At 37.4% G+C, this 18773-nt stretch carries 18 protein-coding genes; 6 read left to right on the top strand and 12 right to left on the bottom strand.

The features are described 5' to 3' along the window. Positions 1-44 precede the first annotated feature (44 nt). On the bottom strand, positions 45-1214 hold the full coding sequence (locus LQ227_RS07570; RefSeq protein WP_230142390.1) for an efflux RND transporter periplasmic adaptor subunit: 1170 nt from the start codon (positions 1212-1214) through the stop codon (positions 45-47). A gap of 618 nt (positions 1215-1832) precedes the next feature. Next, positions 1833-2615 (bottom strand): diaminopimelate epimerase, encoded by a 783-nt coding sequence (dapF, locus tag LQ227_RS07565; RefSeq protein ID WP_230142388.1) that lies wholly within the window; start codon positions 2613-2615, stop codon positions 1833-1835. 396 nt (positions 2616-3011) lie between these two features. Here dapF and LQ227_RS07560 point away from each other — a divergent pair, with 396 nt between their 5' ends. Then, the gene (locus LQ227_RS07560) at positions 3012-4562 is read left to right on the top strand and encodes a trypsin-like peptidase domain-containing protein (RefSeq protein WP_230142385.1); all 1551 of its coding nucleotides are present in this window, start codon (positions 3012-3014) and stop codon (positions 4560-4562) included. Positions 4563-4619: 57 nt separating this feature from the next. Here LQ227_RS07560 and LQ227_RS07555 read toward each other — a convergent pair whose 3' ends face one another. Continuing rightward, on the bottom strand, positions 4620-4964 hold the full coding sequence (locus tag LQ227_RS07555; protein ID WP_230142383.1) for a four-helix bundle copper-binding protein: 345 nt from the start codon (positions 4962-4964) through the stop codon (positions 4620-4622). Between the two features lie 817 nt (positions 4965-5781). On the opposite strand from LQ227_RS07555, the gene LQ227_RS07550 reads away from it, so the two are divergent. Both LQ227_RS07550 and LQ227_RS07545 read left to right on the top strand, forming a co-directional pair. Beyond that, the gene (locus LQ227_RS07550; protein WP_230142380.1) at positions 5782-6285 is read left to right on the top strand and encodes a hypothetical protein; all 504 of its coding nucleotides are present in this window, start codon (positions 5782-5784) and stop codon (positions 6283-6285) included. A gap of 289 nt (positions 6286-6574) precedes the next feature. After that, positions 6575-6766 (top strand): cold-shock protein, encoded by a 192-nt coding sequence (locus LQ227_RS07545; RefSeq protein ID WP_010599638.1) that lies wholly within the window; start codon positions 6575-6577, stop codon positions 6764-6766. Positions 6767-6855: 89 nt separating this feature from the next. Here LQ227_RS07545 and LQ227_RS07540 read toward each other — a convergent pair whose 3' ends face one another. Together LQ227_RS07540 and LQ227_RS07535 are read right to left on the bottom strand one after the other, a co-directional pair. Further along, positions 6856-7977: a thioredoxin family protein gene (locus LQ227_RS07540; RefSeq protein WP_230142375.1), complete on the bottom strand. Its 1122-nt coding sequence runs from the start codon at positions 7975-7977 to the stop codon at positions 6856-6858. 93 nt (positions 7978-8070) lie between these two features. Beyond that, positions 8071-8706: a M48 family metallopeptidase gene (locus tag LQ227_RS07535; protein ID WP_230146638.1), complete on the bottom strand. Its 636-nt coding sequence runs from the start codon at positions 8704-8706 to the stop codon at positions 8071-8073. Positions 8707-9040: 334 nt separating this feature from the next. On the opposite strand from LQ227_RS07535, the gene LQ227_RS07530 reads away from it, so the two are divergent. The 3 genes from LQ227_RS07530 (at position 9041) to LQ227_RS07520 (ending at position 12573) form a co-directional block, all read left to right on the top strand. Continuing rightward, a complete protein-coding gene (locus LQ227_RS07530; RefSeq protein ID WP_230142371.1) occupies positions 9041-9721 on the top strand; it encodes a succinate dehydrogenase cytochrome b subunit in 681 nt (226 codons plus the stop codon). Positions 9722-9738: 17 nt separating this feature from the next. Further along, positions 9739-11718: a fumarate reductase/succinate dehydrogenase flavoprotein subunit gene (locus tag LQ227_RS07525; RefSeq protein WP_230142369.1), complete on the top strand. Its 1980-nt coding sequence runs from the start codon at positions 9739-9741 to the stop codon at positions 11716-11718. An 84-nt stretch (positions 11719-11802) separates the two neighbouring features. Further along, a complete protein-coding gene (locus LQ227_RS07520; RefSeq protein WP_029278232.1) occupies positions 11803-12573 on the top strand; it encodes a succinate dehydrogenase/fumarate reductase iron-sulfur subunit in 771 nt (256 codons plus the stop codon). 493 nt (positions 12574-13066) lie between these two features. On the opposite strand, the gene LQ227_RS07515 is transcribed toward LQ227_RS07520, so the two are convergent. The 7 genes from LQ227_RS07515 to LQ227_RS07485 all read right to left on the bottom strand — a co-directional run bounded on the left by LQ227_RS07515 (position 13067) and on the right by LQ227_RS07485 (position 18768). Beyond that, positions 13067-13465 (bottom strand): energy transducer TonB, encoded by a 399-nt coding sequence (locus tag LQ227_RS07515; RefSeq protein WP_230142368.1) that lies wholly within the window; start codon positions 13463-13465, stop codon positions 13067-13069. 26 nt (positions 13466-13491) lie between these two features. After that, on the bottom strand, positions 13492-14127 hold the full coding sequence (locus LQ227_RS07510; protein ID WP_230148913.1) for a TonB-dependent receptor plug domain-containing protein: 636 nt from the start codon (positions 14125-14127) through the stop codon (positions 13492-13494). Between the two features lie 5 nt (positions 14128-14132). Further along, positions 14133-16118 carry a M56 family metallopeptidase gene (locus LQ227_RS07505; RefSeq protein ID WP_230142364.1) on the bottom strand — a complete coding sequence of 662 codons (1986 nt, stop codon included), beginning with the start codon at positions 16116-16118 and terminating at the stop codon, positions 14133-14135. Beyond that, complete coding sequence (locus LQ227_RS07500; protein ID WP_147227562.1) at positions 16115-16492, bottom strand: BlaI/MecI/CopY family transcriptional regulator; 378 nt, start codon at positions 16490-16492, stop codon at positions 16115-16117. The genes LQ227_RS07505 and LQ227_RS07500 overlap by 4 nt, the downstream gene beginning before the upstream one ends. A 221-nt stretch (positions 16493-16713) precedes the next feature. Further along, the gene (locus LQ227_RS07495) at positions 16714-17355 is read right to left on the bottom strand and encodes a response regulator transcription factor (protein WP_230142361.1); all 642 of its coding nucleotides are present in this window, start codon (positions 17353-17355) and stop codon (positions 16714-16716) included. A gap of 4 nt (positions 17356-17359) precedes the next feature. Then, a complete protein-coding gene (locus tag LQ227_RS07490) occupies positions 17360-18013 on the bottom strand; it encodes a sensor histidine kinase (RefSeq protein WP_230142359.1) in 654 nt (217 codons plus the stop codon). 104 nt (positions 18014-18117) lie between these two features. Next, the gene (locus LQ227_RS07485; protein ID WP_230142356.1) at positions 18118-18768 is read right to left on the bottom strand and encodes a hypothetical protein; all 651 of its coding nucleotides are present in this window, start codon (positions 18766-18768) and stop codon (positions 18118-18120) included. Between the last annotated feature and the right edge of the window lie 5 nt (positions 18769-18773).

Here is an 18773-nt window from a genome sequence, read left to right as displayed (position 1 = left end):
AATATGGATTACACTGATGTAGTGTGATTGCACTGACTATATTGTTATTTTTTTATTTCAGCATAAACTGAATCGGTGTTTTTTACCTCAGGTTTAATTTTAGTCCCGTCTTTTAACGATTGAAAGCCTTCTAAAATAACTTTATCGCCAGCTTTAAGTCCTTTGGTAACCACATAGAAATTACCTTTGGCCAATTCCATCACTTCAATTTGGGTATTGACCACCTTAGCCGAATCGCCTAAAATATAGACGAATTTCTTGCCCTGTAAATCGATAGTTGATTTTTGAGGAACTAAAATTGCATTTTCAACATGCTGTGGAATTCTAACCGATGCACTAGCACCATTTTTTAATAAGAAAACCGGATTAGGGAAGGTTGCCCTTAAACTTGCCGAGCCGGTGCTGGTATTAATCTGCCCGTTGATCGATTCGATTTTGCCATTCTGTGCATAAACTGTTCCGTCAGCAAGAACCAAGCTCACCGGAGGAATGTTTTTCATTTGCTGTGCAAGCGTATTGCCTTTGTAGGTATTAGAAAAATCTAAAAGCTGTTTCTCATTTAATGAGAAATAGGCGTAAACCTTAGAGGTATTAGAAACAGTAGTTAACGGTTGCGTACTGCTGCTGCTCACTAAACTTCCATTTCTGAAAGGGATACTGCCCACTACACCATCAACAGGGCTGGTAATCGAAGTATAACCTAAATTAACCTGTGCATTTACCAATTCTGCTTTTGCTTGTGCCAATGCAGCTTTTCTGCTTTGGAGCGTAAGCTGCGCTGCATCCAAGTCATATTTGCTAATGATATCTTTTTCTACCAGGGGTTTGGTTTTGTTTACTGTTAGCTGGGCAGCATTTACATCAGCTTCGGCGCTGCTAATTGCAGCTCGTGCTGTCCTAACCTGTTGCTCGTACTGTGGTGCATTAATGGTGAAAAGCAATTGACCTTTCTTAACTACAGCACCCTCATCAACCAATATTTTTTCAATGAAACCATCAACTTTCGGACGGATATCGATGTTTTGAATACCTTCAATTGTTGCTGGATAATCAGAATCTAATGTTGTATTTTGTGTGGTTACTGTAAAAACAGGGTAAGCTTGTGGACCAGCTGCGGCTGCAGCGGCAGCTTTTTTAGCTGCATCGTTATTTCCGCAGGACGCTAGAAGCATACCAATGCTTACGCTAAAAAAGAGAGTTGTTACTTTTCTCATGGGTATTTCTGTGTGTTTAAATTTAAATTTCCGGAATTAAGGGCGTTGTCAAAAAATATAGGACTTCGATTTTCGCCAATAAATGCCCAAAAATAGAGCCTAAAAAAAAATAAATCTGTCCGAATTCTGTCATTTAATCAATCGATTGATTTATTTTGCGATTGAAAACCTGTCGGATTTCCTTTAAAGTACTGTTAAAGATTGTGTTGTCGTATTTTTTGGCATAAAAAACAGTGTGTAAATATCTTGCGACAGATGTTAAAAGCTGTTAAATCTAAAGGAAATATACGATTTTTTTTGAATAAATGTTGCCTATTTTAGGCAATAAAATACATGGATAGTGTCTGTTTTACACGAAGTGTTCAGTTAGCGCTAAACCTATGAGGTTTGAAAAGAAGATTATTCCATTCCTGACAATAGTCCTCGTTTGTAACGAGGATGAATGAAAACCGCATTTGTAATGCGGAGAAATATTTATCTGTAATTGGATTATAAATCTCCCATAAGCTCTTATGAAAAGTGAGATTTAAAGAAGGCGATGAAATCGCTAATCTCATACGTCCTCGTTATAAACGAGGACGATAAATGGTCTTAAAGTAAAATAAGTTTCTATGAAAACTACTCCACTTCTCCCTCAAAAACCAGTTTGGCCGGGCCGCATAAAAATACATTGGTAAATTCCTTACCATCGTAATCGAATTCTATTTTAATATCACCACCCAAAACTTTAATGGCTGTTTTAATATGACCGGTTTGGTCTTTGTGTTTCGCCATGGCCATGGCAACCGCGGTTACTCCAGTACCACAGGCATAAGTTTCATCTTCAACACCGCGCTCGTAGGTACGCACAAATAAATGATCACCTTTATCTTCTACAAAGTTTACATTTATGCCCTTTTCTGCATAAGTTCCATTGTAACGGACGTTTTTCCCTTCAGTAAAAACATCAAAGTCTTTTAAACCGCTTTGTAAAGCAACATAATGAGGCGAGCCAGTGTTCAGTACATAAGCCTCACCATCTTTGGTAATGGTATCTACATCAATCATTTGTAAATCAACCCATTCGCCATTTTCTGAAATTCTGGCATAATGTGGGCCGTCTACTGCCAAAAAGTTTGTTTCGCGATCGATGATTCCGAGTTGTTTGGCAAAGGCAACAATACATCTGCCACCATTTCCGCACATGCTGCCCAGCTTACCGTCAGCGTTAAAATAATGCATCTCAAAATCATAATCCTCATGTTTGGTAATAAACATTAATCCATCGGCACCAATGCCAAATCTTCTATGGCATAGTTGTTCAACTAATTGATTATCAATATTTTTTAACGGACTCATCGTGTGGTCTATTAAAATAAAATCGTTGCCTGCGCCCTGGTATTTAAAGAAATTAATTTTCATGAAAGCTTCATTTTTTAATGCAATATTTGAGTTGCAAAAGGTAATTAGTGGTTTGTGCTTTTTAATTTAACATTTTTTAACACAAAACTAAGTGCTCTGAGGGTGCAAATATCGTTTATATGGTATTAATTTTGAGTAAACTTACAAAAGAAAATTTGAGCAGATAAAAACTGCTGGAGCATTCTGCTTAAATCAAAGTGAAAGTGCTCTTGCAAGTAATACATTTAACAATGAATATTATAAGCTAACCAAACAATTAGCTAGCAAATCAGCTTGTAATAATTCATGGCTTTAAAATAATATATAAATATAAACACATATTAACACATGAAACCATTAAAAGCAATACTAAGCTTTTAATAGCTTCATGACCATTAAAAAACAATATACAAACACATGAAAAAAATATTAGGAATTACCGTGTTGGCTGCTTTTATAGGTGGGGCAGCAGCAATTGGGGGTTACAAACTATTTGAGCGTAACCAAACTGGCAGTACTATTACTGAAAAACAGAACTTGTACTTCGCAAACAATCCGCTTAAAGTATCATCAGCGGGAACAACAGATTTTACGCAGGCGGCAGCAGCTGTTGCACCTGGTGTAGTTCACATTAAAACTACATATGCGGCACAAAGCGGCGGTGGTAGAAGCTCTTCTCCATTTGATATGATGGAAGATTTCTTCGGTGGCGGTGGCCGTCAGATGCAACGTCAGCCTAGAGCGGCATCGGGTTCTGGCGTAATTATTAGTCAGGACGGTTATATCGTAACCAATAACCACGTGGTAGAAAATGCAGAGAAGGTAGAGGTGGTTTTAACAGACAGACGTAAAGTTGAGGCAAAAGTAATTGGTCGCGATCCGAATACCGATTTGGCTTTGATTAAAGTAAATGCAACTGGTTTACCTGTTGTAAAAATGGGTAACTCAGATAATGTACAGGTTGGAGAATGGGTTTTAGCAGTTGGTTTCCCGCTAGATTTAAATACTACGGTAACAGCTGGTATTGTAAGTGCGAAAAACCGTAGTATTGGTATTATTGGTCGCGAGCAACAAGGCAACGAAATTACTGAAGAGGAGTATCGCGAATACCAACGTACGGGTAAAAGGCCAGATCGTCCGGCAAATACCAGTATCGAATCATTTATCCAAACCGATGCAGCCATTAACCCAGGCAACAGCGGTGGTGCGCTTGTAAACGCAAATGGCGAATTGGTAGGTATTAACTCAGCAATTGCATCGCAAAGCGGATACAATCAAGGTTATGGATTTGCAATTCCAGTTAATCTTGCCCGTAAAATTGTTGATGATTTTATGAAATACGGCTCGGTTAAACGTGGTTATATCGGCGTTAACTTTGTACCGCTAAGTGGTGAAGATAAACCTGAAGGTATTAAAACCAACGAAATAAGCGGTTTATATGTGAATGATGTAGTTGCCGGTGGCGGTGCTGCAGCAGCAGGCATTAAATCAGGTGATGTAATCAAAAAAGTTGATGGCGTAGTAATCAACGATTCTCCTGATCTTCAGGAAAGAGTTGGCCGTTTAAATCCGGGCGATAAGGTTAAATTAACTGTATTACGCGATGGTGCACTTAAAGATTACACTGTAACCTTAAAAGGAGAAGCTAGTGTAGGTCTTACAGCCAAAAATGCAACAAGCAAAGGCGCTGAGGTTTCGAAATTAGGTGCAACTTTTGCTCCTGCTACTCAAGCACAGAAATCGAAATATGGCATTAATAGTGGTGTTGTTGTAACCTCTGTAACCACAGGAAAAGCATTTGATAATATTGGTGTAGAAAAGGGTTTAATCATTACCAAAGTGAATGGGCAACCTGTAAATTCTGTAGCCGATGTACAAAAAGCATTGCCTTTAGGCAGGAACAACATGGTGAGTATTTCTGGTGTTGGCGAGCAAGGTTCTTATAACTATAGCTTCCCAGCGCAGTAATTGATCTGATAAAAAATAGTTTTAAAAGCGTCCCGATTTAAATCGGGACGCTTTTTTTTAATCCTGATGGATTGGTTCGTGATTGGCATGGCAGGCATCTGCACATTCCTCGCAGGCAACAGCGCATTGTCTGCAATGTTCATGATCGTGTTTGCTACATTCGGCTGCACAAAGCCTGCATATTTCTTCACAGAGTAGTAAATATTGATGCCCGACAATTGAATCTCTTTGCAATAACCGGGCTGCCTGGATGCAAATATCTGCGCAATCCCGATCTAGTTTAATGCAGTCAATCATCATGTTGATGTCTTCTTCTTTTAAGCAGGACGATGCACAATGTTCGCAAGCTAGCGCGCAATCTAGTAAAGCCTGGATTAAACCATGGTTGTTTCTCGTTTCCATATCGTAAAAGTTTTGGTTATACCTATTTTGTATATTAATAACCTGCTGGAAATTAAACTGTTTTAAAAAAATGAAATTGGCGATCGGTCGCATCTTGCCGCTAATTAATAGTTTGAGCTATAAACTACTAGATTGTATTTTTAGCCAAGAAGGCCGTGTGATTAAGTTAAAGTTAGGCGCCGTGGTTGTCAGTCTGTCCAAAGGACTCCTGTGGAGAGTGTAGTCGAAGACCGTTATCTTCACATTTAAAAACCCAATTTAATTTTCATGTTTGGAGCGCAAGGCTTGGTACATAGCAATAAATGCGTTCCCGTTTACGCTTATACGCTTTGCTGCCTCGTACCTCGTTGCTGCAGGGTGTCGCTTCAACCGGGGCGAGCTGGCCACACAGCATTTCATTTTTTGGGTTGCAGGGTATAAAAACCCTTATTCTTAAACCCGACAATAGCGACAGCTCCCGATTTAAGCACTATTTTTTGCTTTTTTATGGTGTGCTTGCTTGTTTGACAGGTTTCATCGGGACTAAACGAATGGCGGGACTGCAAACCGCCAAGAACTACTACAGCTACGTTTTCTAATAATAAGGCTATGCTTCGACTACGCTCAAGTTGCCCCTTCAGAAAATCTCTAAATGTTAAAATACCTTAAATATCGGGATGTTCAGCCAAATCCCTGTACTCAAACCAATATTCATCCGTTTTTCATAATCAAGATTTAGTTTCGCTATTTACCGATTGATAATCAGCGTTTACCGATACGCTATAAATTAATTTTTTTTATTGTCCCATATTTGAATCAGCAACAAAAACCGAATATTATGGCTTTAGCTAGCATTAACCTCAGCGTAAAACAATATTTCAATTTCATGTGCAGAACAGATTTTGAAAGACGGATATTTCACGATACTTACAAAGAATTTCAAAAAAGATCAAAAATATACCGCTTAGATGAGCAGGCACATACCTTTTCTCAGATGCAGCAAGCCAGCGAAAAGGCAAACGCATTACACCAAAAACTTCAGTACGCCGTAATGAACAGCATTGCTGCCTTAGCAAATAAAATGCCTGTTTTAAACGATTTAGAAGATCATCCGATCCTTTTCGATTGGGCCGAATTACATATTTACACTTCAGATCTGTTAAATAAAGCAGCGCATGTGGTATCGATCACCTATACCAGCCCGAAATTAATTTTACACGAAATCATTGGCGATCTGTTAATCTTAAGTTATAATGGTAAAGAAAACGAAACATTAGTGGTGAAAATTACCGAAAATCTGATGGTAAATTATGAGCAGCACGAAAACCTGGTTTATAGTTAACTTAACATGATTTCTTTCCAAATAGCCCGTATTGATTACGACGGAAATTATATGTTGGATTGGTATTTGCTTTTTTTAGGTAGAAAAGTAGAGGTAACGGACTGTTTTGAACGTGCTTTATTGATAAAATTGGACGGTACATCGAGCAATGAAAGAATAAATCGGGTCGCTAAATCGGGCTTAAATGGCAAATTATCAATATATTTAGCATTATTTACATAATAAAAAAATAAAAAATTGATTTATAGGGATTTAACTCTATCTTTGAAACAAATTAAAATACAATACAATGCAACAAGGAACAGTAAAATTTTTTAATGAAACTAAAGGTTTCGGATTTATCACTCCATCTAATGGCGATGCCGAAATTTTTGTTCATGCTTCAGGCTTAATCGATAACATTCGCGAGAATGATACCGTAAACTACGATGTAGAAGAAGGTAGAAAAGGCCTAAACGCGGTAAATGTTAAAGTAGCTTAAGAAAACTCAAACACATAAATCGTAAAAAGTCCCGATGCAAATCGGGACTTTTTTTGTGGAACCAACTTTTGAATTGTCGATCCTCACCTTTATCTGCCTGCCAAATTTTTGCTGATTTCACTGTCAACAAAATCTAAAGAAAGATCATTGTTGGTTAATACAGTGCCGTTTTTATCCACTAAAAAGAAGTAGGTAACGTTGTAATTGCTTAAGTTTTTTGCATTTGGCGATTCGGAACCTTTAAAATCGGCATATTGTGGCCAGATTAACTTATCTTGTTTTATCGTTTTAAGCCACGAATCGCGCTTCTTATCAAATGATACGCTTATAAATTCAACATCCTTATTCTTGTATTTTTCGTAAAGTGAAGTCAGTGTTTGGTTGTCTCTGCGGCTCTTGCCACTATATGATGCCCAAAAGGTTACCAGATTTATCTTTTTTAATACTTTTAAATCGAATTTATTTCCTTCGATATTTTCTCCTTCAATATTTGGCATTTTACTTCCTGCCATCATTTGGTTGGCCTGTGTAATTTCAGCTAAAAGACTTTTCCCCTTTTTACTTTCCTGAACTTTTTTATCTAAGCCATTAAAGATTGACAGGTAGTGCTTCGCTTCTGATTCTACCGTTCCTAAGCGTTCTAATAAAAAAAGTGTGTGCGTTGAGCTGGGATACTTTTTGGCAAAAGCCCTGATAATTTCCAGTTTAAGCTGAAGCTGTTTCGCTCTCCACCGATCTGCTTTTTGAGCTTTCTCCATAATGTTGCTCTGGTTAGCCTGATCCAGCTCTTGTTCTGCAATGTTCAAACTATCGAGTATGTTTTTACTCATATTGCCCGTTAGTTTGTAGAAATCGATAAATTCTTCACCCTCTGTGTCCGGAACGCTCTTTAATGGATAAATGCTAGGATTTTTTCCATCAAGAACGCCTTTGAAGCTGCCTTTATCAAGATAGAAGTAGTATTCTCCAGTGCGACTGCCATCCTCAGTTCTTAGAGTGGCATAGCCTTTTATTGGGATATTGATTTTAAAAGTCTGATCGCTATTGGTAATGTTTTCAACTTTCAGTGTCTCGCCCTTTTCAGCGCTTTGAATGGTAATGACGGCATTTGGGCCAAAGTTTTTGGTTTCGAAATTAAATGTAGCAGGAGCTGGATCGCAAGAAGCGAAGAGGCCCGCTAATAAAGTAAGTAAATAGAGCTGTTTTTTCATATTAACAATTTGCTATTGCAATATAACGAAAAACTTAGTTGTTTTTTTGCCAAGTTGAAATTATAAACGTTTTATCAAAAATGAGGTATAAGTCTACTTACATTTACTTTTGAGCGCAACATCATAGTCAGCTGGAATTGGCTTACCACCAAGTTTTTTGCACTCATTAAAATATCTTTTTGCGTTAGCGCAATCATCGATAAGAAAGTAAAGGGCAGATATTTTAAACAGTGTATTTTGATTCTCCGAATCGATAAGGTAAGATTGTTTATATAAAGAAAGTGCAGTATCGAGATCTTTTTTGTTTCTGCCATTGCTATATTTTGTAGCGAAAACAGTGGCTTTATCCGTTAATATATTTGAACTTTTAGGGTTAAGTTTTAAACCTTCGTCATACTGCTTCAGCGTATTCTCATAATCGTTAAAAAAAGCATATATAGCCCCAAATGCCCAATTCACATTTTCGTTAGTTGGATCTATTAGCCAGGCCTGGTTAAACCTAAACATTGCTGTTTTTAAATCGCCTTTATAATAAAAATCAAATCCTCTTTTTATTAAATAATCTGATGCTTTGCGCCGATCGGGTTCATTTGTTAAAGTTGTTGTTTTGAAGTTCTCATCTGATTCTAGTTGAGCGGGTGTTTTTTTTGCCCCTCCGTATTTGGGCAATAACCTGATTTCCTCTTTGGCTGCAGCTTTCCATTCTTGATAAGTGATTTGTTGTGCCATTATCGGGAGAGAAAAACAGCTAAATATAATAATGAGGATTCTTTTCATAGCTTAATTAAATTGATGTTAAGATAGAATTAATTTGAGTCAATTCTTACCGCATTTTAAAATATTCGCCTCATTAATTTTTAGAATTGATGTTTTTACTGCACTTTGAAAATCCCATGTTAGTAGCATTCTACGTATAAAAAGGTAGATGTTCTTTAACTTTCTTCCGAATATGCTTTAGAATGTTTCTAAATAAATGTTTTATCGTTGTTTTGTCATATTCGTTTATAAATTAAACTCATAATTAGATACTTTTGCAAGAAATTTAGATATAAATCCTAATCAAATGAGTGGTTTCGGAAATGCATTTTCTTCTTCAATAGGGAAGAAATTCATCATGGGTATTACAGGTTTGTTCCTGATACTTTTTTTAATTGTACACTGCGGTATTAATGCTTTAATATTTATTAACGACGGTGGTTTAACATTTAACGTAGGCGCACATTTTATGGCCACCAACTGGATTATCCGGGCTGGCGAGATTGTGTTGTTTATTGGTTTGCTTGCGCACATTTTTCAGGCGTTGCGTTTAACGTTGGAAAATCAAAAAGCACGCCCGGTTAAATATGCCGTAAACGATGGTAAGGCAAACAGTAAATGGTACAGCCGTTCTATGGGCTTGCTGGGTACGCTTTTGCTGATCTTTCTGGTCGTTCACCTGAAAGATTTCTGGGTAGTTTCCCGTTTTACAGGAATCCCAACGGTTGATGCCAGCGGACATGAAGATCTTTATGCGGTAATGAAAGAGAAATTTCAGGATCCGGTAAGGGTTGTTGTATATATTCTTGCTATGTTTTCTTTATGCTACCACTTATTGCATGGTTTTGCTTCCGCATTCCAAACATTAGGATGGAACCACTCAAAATATAACGGTATAATTAAAGGAGCTGGCGTTTGGTATTCGGTTATTATTTCGATCCTTTTCGCAGCCATGCCGATTGCAGTTTATTTCGGTCTTATTCAATAATTTTTAGCACAAAAGATATGTCAGATATTAATTCAAATATTCCAGAAGGCGAATTAACCAGCAAATGGACAAAATATAAGTCTTCTGTGCCTTTGGTTAACCCATCGAACAAAAGAACTATTGAAGTAATCATAGTAGGTTCAGGTTTAGCGGGTGCTTCGGCAGCGGCTACTTTGGCCGAAATGGGTTACAAAGTAAAATGTTTCTGCTTCCAGGATTCACCACGTAGAGCACACTCAATTGCTGCTCAGGGTGGTATCAATGCAGCAAAAAACTATCAGAATGATGGTGATAGCGTTTATCGCCTTTTTTACGATACAATTAAAGGTGGCGATTATCGTGCCCGCGAAGCCAATGTGCATCGTTTGGCCGAAGTGAGTGCCAACATTATAGATCAGTGTGTGGCTCAGGGTGTGCCTTTAGCACGTGAGTACGGTGGTTTGTTAGATAACCGCTCGTTCGGTGGTACACAGGTACAACGTACTTTTTATGCAGCTGGTCAAACTGGTCAACAGTTATTATTAGGTGCATATTCTGCTTTAGAACGCCAGATTGGTATGGGTAAAGTAGAAATGTATACCCGCCACGAAATGCTTGAAGTTGTTAAAATCGATGGCAAAGCACGTGGTATTATTGCACGTAACTTAATTACAGGAGAAATCGAGCGCCATTTCGGTCATGCAGTGGTATTGGGAACAGGTGGTTACGGTAACGTATTCTATCTTTCTACCAACGCGATGGGAAGTAATGTTACTGCAGCATGGAAAGCACACAAACAAGGTGCTTATTTTGCAAACCCATGTTACACACAGATCCACCCAACTTGTATCCCGGTTTCTGGCGATCACCAGTCTAAATTAACCCTAATGTCTGAGTCGTTGCGTAACGATGGACGTATCTGGGTTCCTAAAAAGAAAGATGATAACCGTAAAGCTTCAGAAATTCCTGAAGATGAAAGAGATTATTATTTAGAGCGCCGTTACCCTGCTTTCGGTAACTTAGTTCCTCGTGATGTGGCCTCCCGTGCTGCAAAAGAGCGTTGCGATGCAGGTTATGGAGTAGGTGCTTCTAAGTTAGCAGTATACTTAGATTTTAAAGCCAATACAGAACGTTACGGAAAAATCGAAGCTGCCAAAGCGGGTAACCACAATCCTGATAAAGAAACCTGTATGCGCTTAGGTACTGCAGTAATTAAGGAAAAATATGGTAATCTATTCGATATGTATGCGCAGATTACCGGCGAAAATCCTTACGAAACACCAATGCGTATTTATCCTGCGGTTCACTATACCATGGGTGGTTTATGGGTTGATTATAACTTAATGACATCGGTACCTGGTTTATACTGTACAGGCGAGGCTAACTTCTCAGATCACGGAGCCAACCGTTTAGGTGCATCTGCTTTGATGCAAGGTTTAGCTGATGGTTATTTCGTTCTTCCTTACACCATTGGTGCTTACTTATCAAAAGAGATTTCGGTAAAAGCAATTCCTACTGATCACCCTGCCTTTGTAGAGGCTGAAGAAAGAGCAGTTGGTATTTTAAATACACTGATCAATATTAAAGGAACTAAGTCGGTAGATCATTTCCACAAACGTTTAGGTCACATCATGTGGGAGAAATGTGGTATGGCCCGTAACGCAAAAGGTTTAAATGAAGCAATTCAGGAAATCAGAGCCTTACGTGCTGAATTCTGGAGCGATGTTCGTGTACCTGGAACAGCTGATGAGTTAAACACCGAATTGGAAAAAGCTGGTCGCGTTGCCGATTTTATCGAGCTGGGCGAGTTGATGTGTATTGATGCATTAAACCGTAACGAAAGTTGTGGTGGTCACTTCCGTGAAGAGTATCAGACAGAAGAAGGTGAAGCACTACGTGATGATGAGAATTATGCTTACGTAGCCGCGTGGGAATTTAAAGAAGGTGTAAACTTCGAACTTCACAAAGAAGAGCTGAAGTTTGAAAATATTAAAGTAGCACAAAGAAGTTATAAATAGTAGCAAGACGTAAGTATCAAGTATCAAGACTTGAATTAATCTTGATACTTGGTGCTCGTTACTTGATACTTAAATCTCAATATCATGAGTACAGGAAATATGAACTTAACGCTAAAAGTTTGGCGTCAAAAAAATAACAATGCCAAAGGTGCTTTGGTAGATTATAAATTGGCCGATATTTCACCGGATATGTCTTTCTTAGAGATGTTCGATGTATTAAACGAACAATTAATAAATAAAGGTGAAGAGCCAGTGGTATTCGATCATGATTGCCGCGAAGGGATCTGCGGAATGTGCTCGATGTTTATCAACGGCCGTCCACACGGACCAAAAGATTTGGTTACTACCTGCCAGTTGCATATGCGTTCTTTCAAAGATGGCGATACCATTGTTGTTGAGCCTTGGAGGGCAGCAGCTTTTCCGGTAGTAAAAGATTTAACCGTAGATCGTTCTGCATTCGATAGAGTTATTGCTGCTGGTGGCTTTATTTCGGTAAACACAGGTAATGCGCAAGATGCGAACAACTTGCCAATCCCTAAAATGCAGGCAGATGCTGCTTTCGAAGCCGCAGCTTGTATTGGTTGCGGTGCTTGTGTGGCAACCTGTAAAAATGCTTCAGCAATGTTATTCGTATCAGCTAAAATCTCTCAGTTGGCATTATTACCACAAGGTCAGCCAGAGCGTTACCGCAGGGTGCAGAGCATGGTTGCGCAAATGGATGCTGAAGGTTTTGGTAACTGTACCAATACTGGTGCGTGCGAAGCCGAATGCCCTAAAGGAATCTCTTTGGAAAACATCGCTCGTATGAACCGCGATTTTGCATCTGCAAAATTTATTTCAGAAGAAACCGTTTAAAAAATATACTGTGCACCCAGCTTAACCGCAGGGTTCTTGAGCCTCCACAATGTGGAGGCTTTTTAGTTTTAAAGGGAACTACAAACTAATCATAAAATAGATAAAATAGCTGTTTAAGACACATTATCAGGCTAATACTGGTTAATAGACCAAGAATAAATAATGAATAAATTTTAATGATTTGTTAGCATACTAACGACTAAAACAGATACATATTTAACATTTTCCCGCTGTTATGAAAACATATGAAACTTTATAATTTAAAACCGAAACCTTGCACAACAAAGCGGTCTCGAAATAAAAGTTTGCGAAAGTCGTAATAATCTTATGTTTGCATATTAAAGTTTTGCGTATTTAGAAATTTTATTCTGTAATATTTGCATATACATTAAAATTTTTCTAAATTTAGTCTTCCGAGACAGGAGAGAAAACATAAAACCCCGGCAATTTTTGCTGGGGTTTTGTGCTTGGAGAGCATTAATATAAACTGGTTTTACTTCAAGGCGAAATTAATAGCCATGTTGTATTTTACCCTTACGGGTATTCCGTTTTGCAAGGCCGGGTTCCACCGGGGCGACTTGTTCAGTACCCGTACTGCTTCTTTATCCGTTTCTGGTGAAAGGCTTCTGATGATCTGAATATCGGCTAAGGTGCCATTTTTTTCGACTATAAAAGAGGCGAAGACCTTGCCCTTTGTATTATTCCGCTTTGCAGCTTCAGGGTATTTAATTTCATGGCTTAAGTATCTATAGAAATTTGAAATGCCGCCCGGAAACGCCGGCTGTTTTTCAACAGACACAAAATCATAAACTTTGTTTGAATTGTCTTGTGCTTTTGCCTGATTTAAGCACATAGCGATGCCCGTTAGGGCTAAAAAGATTAGCTTTCTCATTGTTTTTTTATTAAAATGCTGATTATTTAGTTTTTCTTGGGCGTTGTTTTTGATTTTTTGGTGGTGATAATCACCACTCCATTTTTGCCCTTATCACCATGTAAAGTTATACCAGACGAATCCTTTAGCACTTCTACTGATTCAATAGATTTCGGATCCATGTTTTTTATTTCCGAAACTTCTTTCCCATCCACAACATAAAGCGGTTCTGCCTTCGGGTCGAAATCGCTATTCAATAGATTTCTTAAGGTTATAGACGTATTGGGGTTAGGTACATTTGGTCGAGTGCTAAATCCTGATACTTTCCCTTTTAAATTAGGGTCGTCAATTTTTATCGGAGCGGTTTTAAATTTAGAATTGCTTAAAGAGCCATTTTTGGTTTTAACTTCTATTACCCCAGCAAAACCGTCAGCTCCATACGTAGCTGTTGCTAAACTATCTTTTAAGATGCTTACAGACTCAATATTATTGGGATCAACCTCGCTAAGTGATGATGTGCCCCTTATATACTGTTTATTGCCATCTATTACAATCAAGGGTTCAATGCCAGGGGCAGGTACACCTCTAAGTGTAATTTTGGTTGTTTTTGTGCTATCTGCTTTTTGAGCAAAACCAACTAAACTAAAACCCATCATTAGGGTAAAGGCGATTATATTTTTCATTTTGGTTAGAATTTTCTTTTAAGGTTGAAAAAATTAGAAGTTTTGTCGGTAGTAAGTTCCTTTCCATCCAATTGTTTGAAGGCATTGTTTTTAGATCCTTTACTTGTAATTAGAATTACACCAGCTTTAGCTCTTTCCCCATAAAGATTAACAGCTGCCTGATCTTTTAAAACAGAAATCGATTCTATGTTATTTGGATTTATAGTACTCAACTGGCTATTGTTTGGCAACTTCACACCATCTAAAATGATCAACGCTTCTTGATTTATACCATCCCTAAAGGCGATCCGGTTTGTTGCTATGCTATTTGCTTTAGTTTCTTGTGAGGGGTCATTAAGTGTGAAATTCACATTGATATTGTATTTTACCCTCACGGCTAAGCCATTCTGGATGCCTGGGTGCCATTTTGGCGATTCTTTTAAAACCCTTATTGCCTCTTCATCTGTGCCGCTTCCTAAACCCCTTGTAATTTGGATATCGGATAGTGCACCATCTTTTTCAACCACGAAACTGAGAAAAACTTTACCTTGCACATTATTCTCCAGCGCCATTTTCGGATACCTGATGCTGCCACCCAGATATCTATAAAACTTGCTTATACCGCCCGGAAACTCCGGTTGTTTCTCGATTGAAACGAAATCATATACTTTATCTGTATTTTCAGATTTAATAGAACTGGTTTCTGTTTCAGCGGTTTTAGGAAGATAAGATATGATATTGATCTTGTTCAGATTTACATATCCATCCGATTCAGGTAATAATTTATTCCTGAACTCTTCTGAAGATTCTGGAATTTTAAAACTTACCGTTAAAGCATAATTGCCATCTGCTACAGTTTTAAATCCTTTATAAGATAAAATTGCTTTCATCACTTCTTCATCGCAACCTGCCCCCAGTTCTACATTCGATGTAATATTGGTAACCCTGCCGCTTTTTAGATTAAATTTTATCTGGGCATTACCTTGTACCTCATCACTGCTGGCTGCGCCTGGGTATTTAATATTTCTTAATAGAAACTGGTAAAATCCTTTCCAGTTTGCATCTGTTTTGCCATCAACTGAAATTTTAGGTGCTACAGTTATCTTCTCGGGTGCTGTAACCATGTTTTCTACAATCTCAATTGGTTTCTCTAAAGGGATTTGATCGGTAATGGATAACAACTTTTCATTTTTGCGGACAGTAGCCGACGAAAACACAATCAGAAGGGCAAATAAGGGGATAAAAATTCCATACTTCATAATAGCGATCTTTTTCGACCGCTCTTTATGAAGCATGAAAATTCTTTTTTTGATCAATGATTTTTCTAAAAAGCCATTTGTTAAGGCATTTGGCGAAATGCCGAACGACTTACTGAGCAATAACATGGCATATTCCGCTTTATCACCCTGAAATTCGGCTGCAAGTTCATCGGCTAAAAACTCGTGAATATTTTTAATTGCTTTTTTATAAAGATAAATCACTGGATTTAGCCAGGTTATAATTCCTATAATTTCGAAAAATAAAATATCTACTGTATGCCATTGTTTAATATGTGCTTCTTCATGAATATCAATCACATCCATTTGTGGCAATTCCCGATCAATTACTTTTTTGCCAAAAAAAGAGAAAGCCGAGCCCGCTTTGCTTATTGAGATGAGTTTTTTAACCGCTAATAGGTTAAATACCAATCTACCTAAGAAGAACAAAATACCTGCGCAATAGATGTAAACGAATGCATTCCCCCAGTTAAAACCGGTATTGCGCTCCGTTACAATCGTTGCCTGTGCTAATACGGCTTCCCAATTAACTGAAGTATAAACCTGTTGTGCCGCTCTTTGCTCCGTTAGCCATTCTAAACGGATAAATGGTATAGATAGCGACAAAACGCCCGCAGCTACTAAATAAATGCGGTTTAAAGTGAAATAGGTCTCCTTATCTAACAGTAATTTGTAAAAACCGAAAAAAACAATTAAGTATAAGTTCACCTGTAATAGGTAGTGGGCAAAACTCATTTTGGCTTATGTTTAATTTTGTTAATCATTTTTAAAATTTCATCAACATCACTTAAATCCAGTTTTTCTTCTTTAACGAAGAAAGAGAACATACTTTCTACCGAATTTTCGAAGTAATTGCCTAACAGTTTTTCTGTTGCATGGCGTTTATATTCTTCTCTGCTGATTAGAGGATAATATTGGTGTGCCTTACCGAAGGCTTCGTGACCAATAAAACCTTTGGTTTCTAAAATTCTTATAATGGTTGATACGGTATTGTATGCAGGTTTAGGGAGGGGTAGCTCATCAATAACTTCTTTGACGAATGCTTTTTCCAATTGCCATAAAACCTGCATAATCTGTTCTTCGGCTTTGGTTAAATCTTTAATTTCCATAATAGTTAATAATAATAAGGATGACAGCAAATTACTTTGCCTTAACTAAAGTTAAAACTAATTAGTTAGTTATCCTAATTTTATTGAATAAATTATTAGAAAAATGAATAAAAATGAGTTTTTGCTTCCTTTTAGGAGGTTACTTTGAGAAAAGTAATTAGCTTTAAGTAGCTATTTGACTGAAAAACAGTGTTTAAATCTGTTTCGATAAGGTGTGGAGACTATATGGTAATCAGGTTGTTTTTGATGCCATATACCACTAATCCGGTGCGCGATTTAATATTCAGCTTCGCAAAAAGAGATTCCCGGTAGTTATCTACTGTGCGTGGACTAACAATCATGAGGTCTGCAATTTCCTTATAAGTAAGTTCAGTACTGCAATATTGTAAAAATGTAAGTTCTCTTGCAGAGAATACTGGTTTTTGATCGCTGTCTTTTAGCGCCACCAAAAGTCTGCCCGATACCAGTTCGTTTACATAAAAACCTTTATCTACTATTACTTTAATTGCTGTTAGCAGATCGGATGGGGTTGATTCTTTAAGCATATAGCCTCCGGCACCGGCTTTAAGCATTCCGATAATTGCTTTTTCATCTTCGAGCATACTTAATGCAAGCACATGTACATTCGGATGATTGGTTTTAACCCATTTGGTTGCTGCAAAACCATCCATTACCGGCATATTAATGTCCATTAGCACCAGTTGGACGTGTTTGTGGCTGTTTATTTTAGACTGTAGATCTAATCCGTTTACAGCCTCAAACGTGACATTTATTTCGTCAAATTCTTCCAATAGGCTGGCCAATCCGGAACGGAAAAGCGTGTGGTCATCAACAATAGCGATAGAGATACTTTGGTCTTGCATACAATTAAGGGTATGGAACTTCTATGGAAATGGAAGTGCCTTCGCCTGGAGTCGAATTTAATATTAATTTTCCATTGATCATCTCAATTCTTTTATAAATAGAATTTAGTCCCATTCCCGATTTTTTTGATTTAATTTCTTCGGGGTTAAAACCTACACCATTCTCAATAACCTTTAGATGTAAAGCATTCTTTTCGAGATAAGAATCGATCTGTATATGTTTTGCCCGAGCATGTTTTATAATGTTATTGATGATTTCCTGTAATAAACGAAGAATAATCAAATCTTTATCGGGAGATGTGATCTGCAGGTCAACTAATTGGTTACTAACTTTTAACTCATATGCTCCAGCTTTGTTAAGCCAGTTAATCTCTTGATCTATTGCATGCCCAATGCCATTTTCTACCAATTGTTCGCCATGTAATAACTTAGCCAACTCTCTCAATTCTTTAATTGATTTGTTCACTAGCGCTAAGGAATTGTCGATCTTCTTTTTAGCCTTTTCGCCATCATCTAAATTTACGGAGTTTAAGGTTAAGGTAGTAAGACTGAGCAATTGGCCAACATTATCGTGCAGTTCTGTGGCAATGCTCTGCATGGTCTGATCCTGTACTTCCACACGGGTTTGAAGCATTTCGGATTCAAATTTCTGTTTCATAGCTGCCTTTTCGAGAATGTGATTTTTTCTATACTTTATACTAATCTTAATATAGAATATCAAAAACACGGGCATCAATAAAAAAATCAAAGTAGATATTCCTACTAAGATTGCAATTTGCGTTGTTTGGCTCTGCATATAAAAGAGTAAGCCCAAAGGCTATATAAAGTCCAGTTTAATAGTATGTAGATAGCGTATGTTAGTGGGTAAGGACCAATTTTGATAGATTTAAATAAGCCAAAAAACAAATTACTGGTGGTACTGCCAAAATAGAAGAACAAAACAGCGGTTAGCCACCAAAATTCTGGGTGATACGTAATATCTAAAAGGTGCTCGTCCCTAAGTAGTAAGTAATAATAGTAAAGGCAGTACAGCACAAAAATAACCGACATTACACTTACAGTAATCGAATTGAAAGCAAAAACCCCATTTTTTATAAAAACAGCAAAATATGTGGTGTAGATAATAATGCTGCTAATTAAAAAAATGGGTTTAGGGTTAATGTATTTTTTAAAACAATTATACAATCCATAAGAGATAAAACCGGCCTCAAAAAAAACAAATACATTATATACCCAAAGATTGTTTTTGTATTTAGCACCAATATACTGACCGAAATACTCTGTACAACATACAAATGCAAGATACGCCAAGGTTATAGTCCAAAAACTTTGTTTATCCTTGCTTAGAAAAAATATAGCAATTATTAAACATACAAGTTCAACTGAGGTTACAGGATCTATAATCTTGATCATTCTTT

This window comes from Pedobacter sp. Bi27 (genome assembly GCF_918698255.1).
In the GTDB taxonomy this organism is placed as follows: domain Bacteria; phylum Bacteroidota; class Bacteroidia; order Sphingobacteriales; family Sphingobacteriaceae; genus Pedobacter.
Note: the sequence above shows the minus strand (reverse complement) of the source record. Positions and strands in the feature narration are given on the sequence as shown.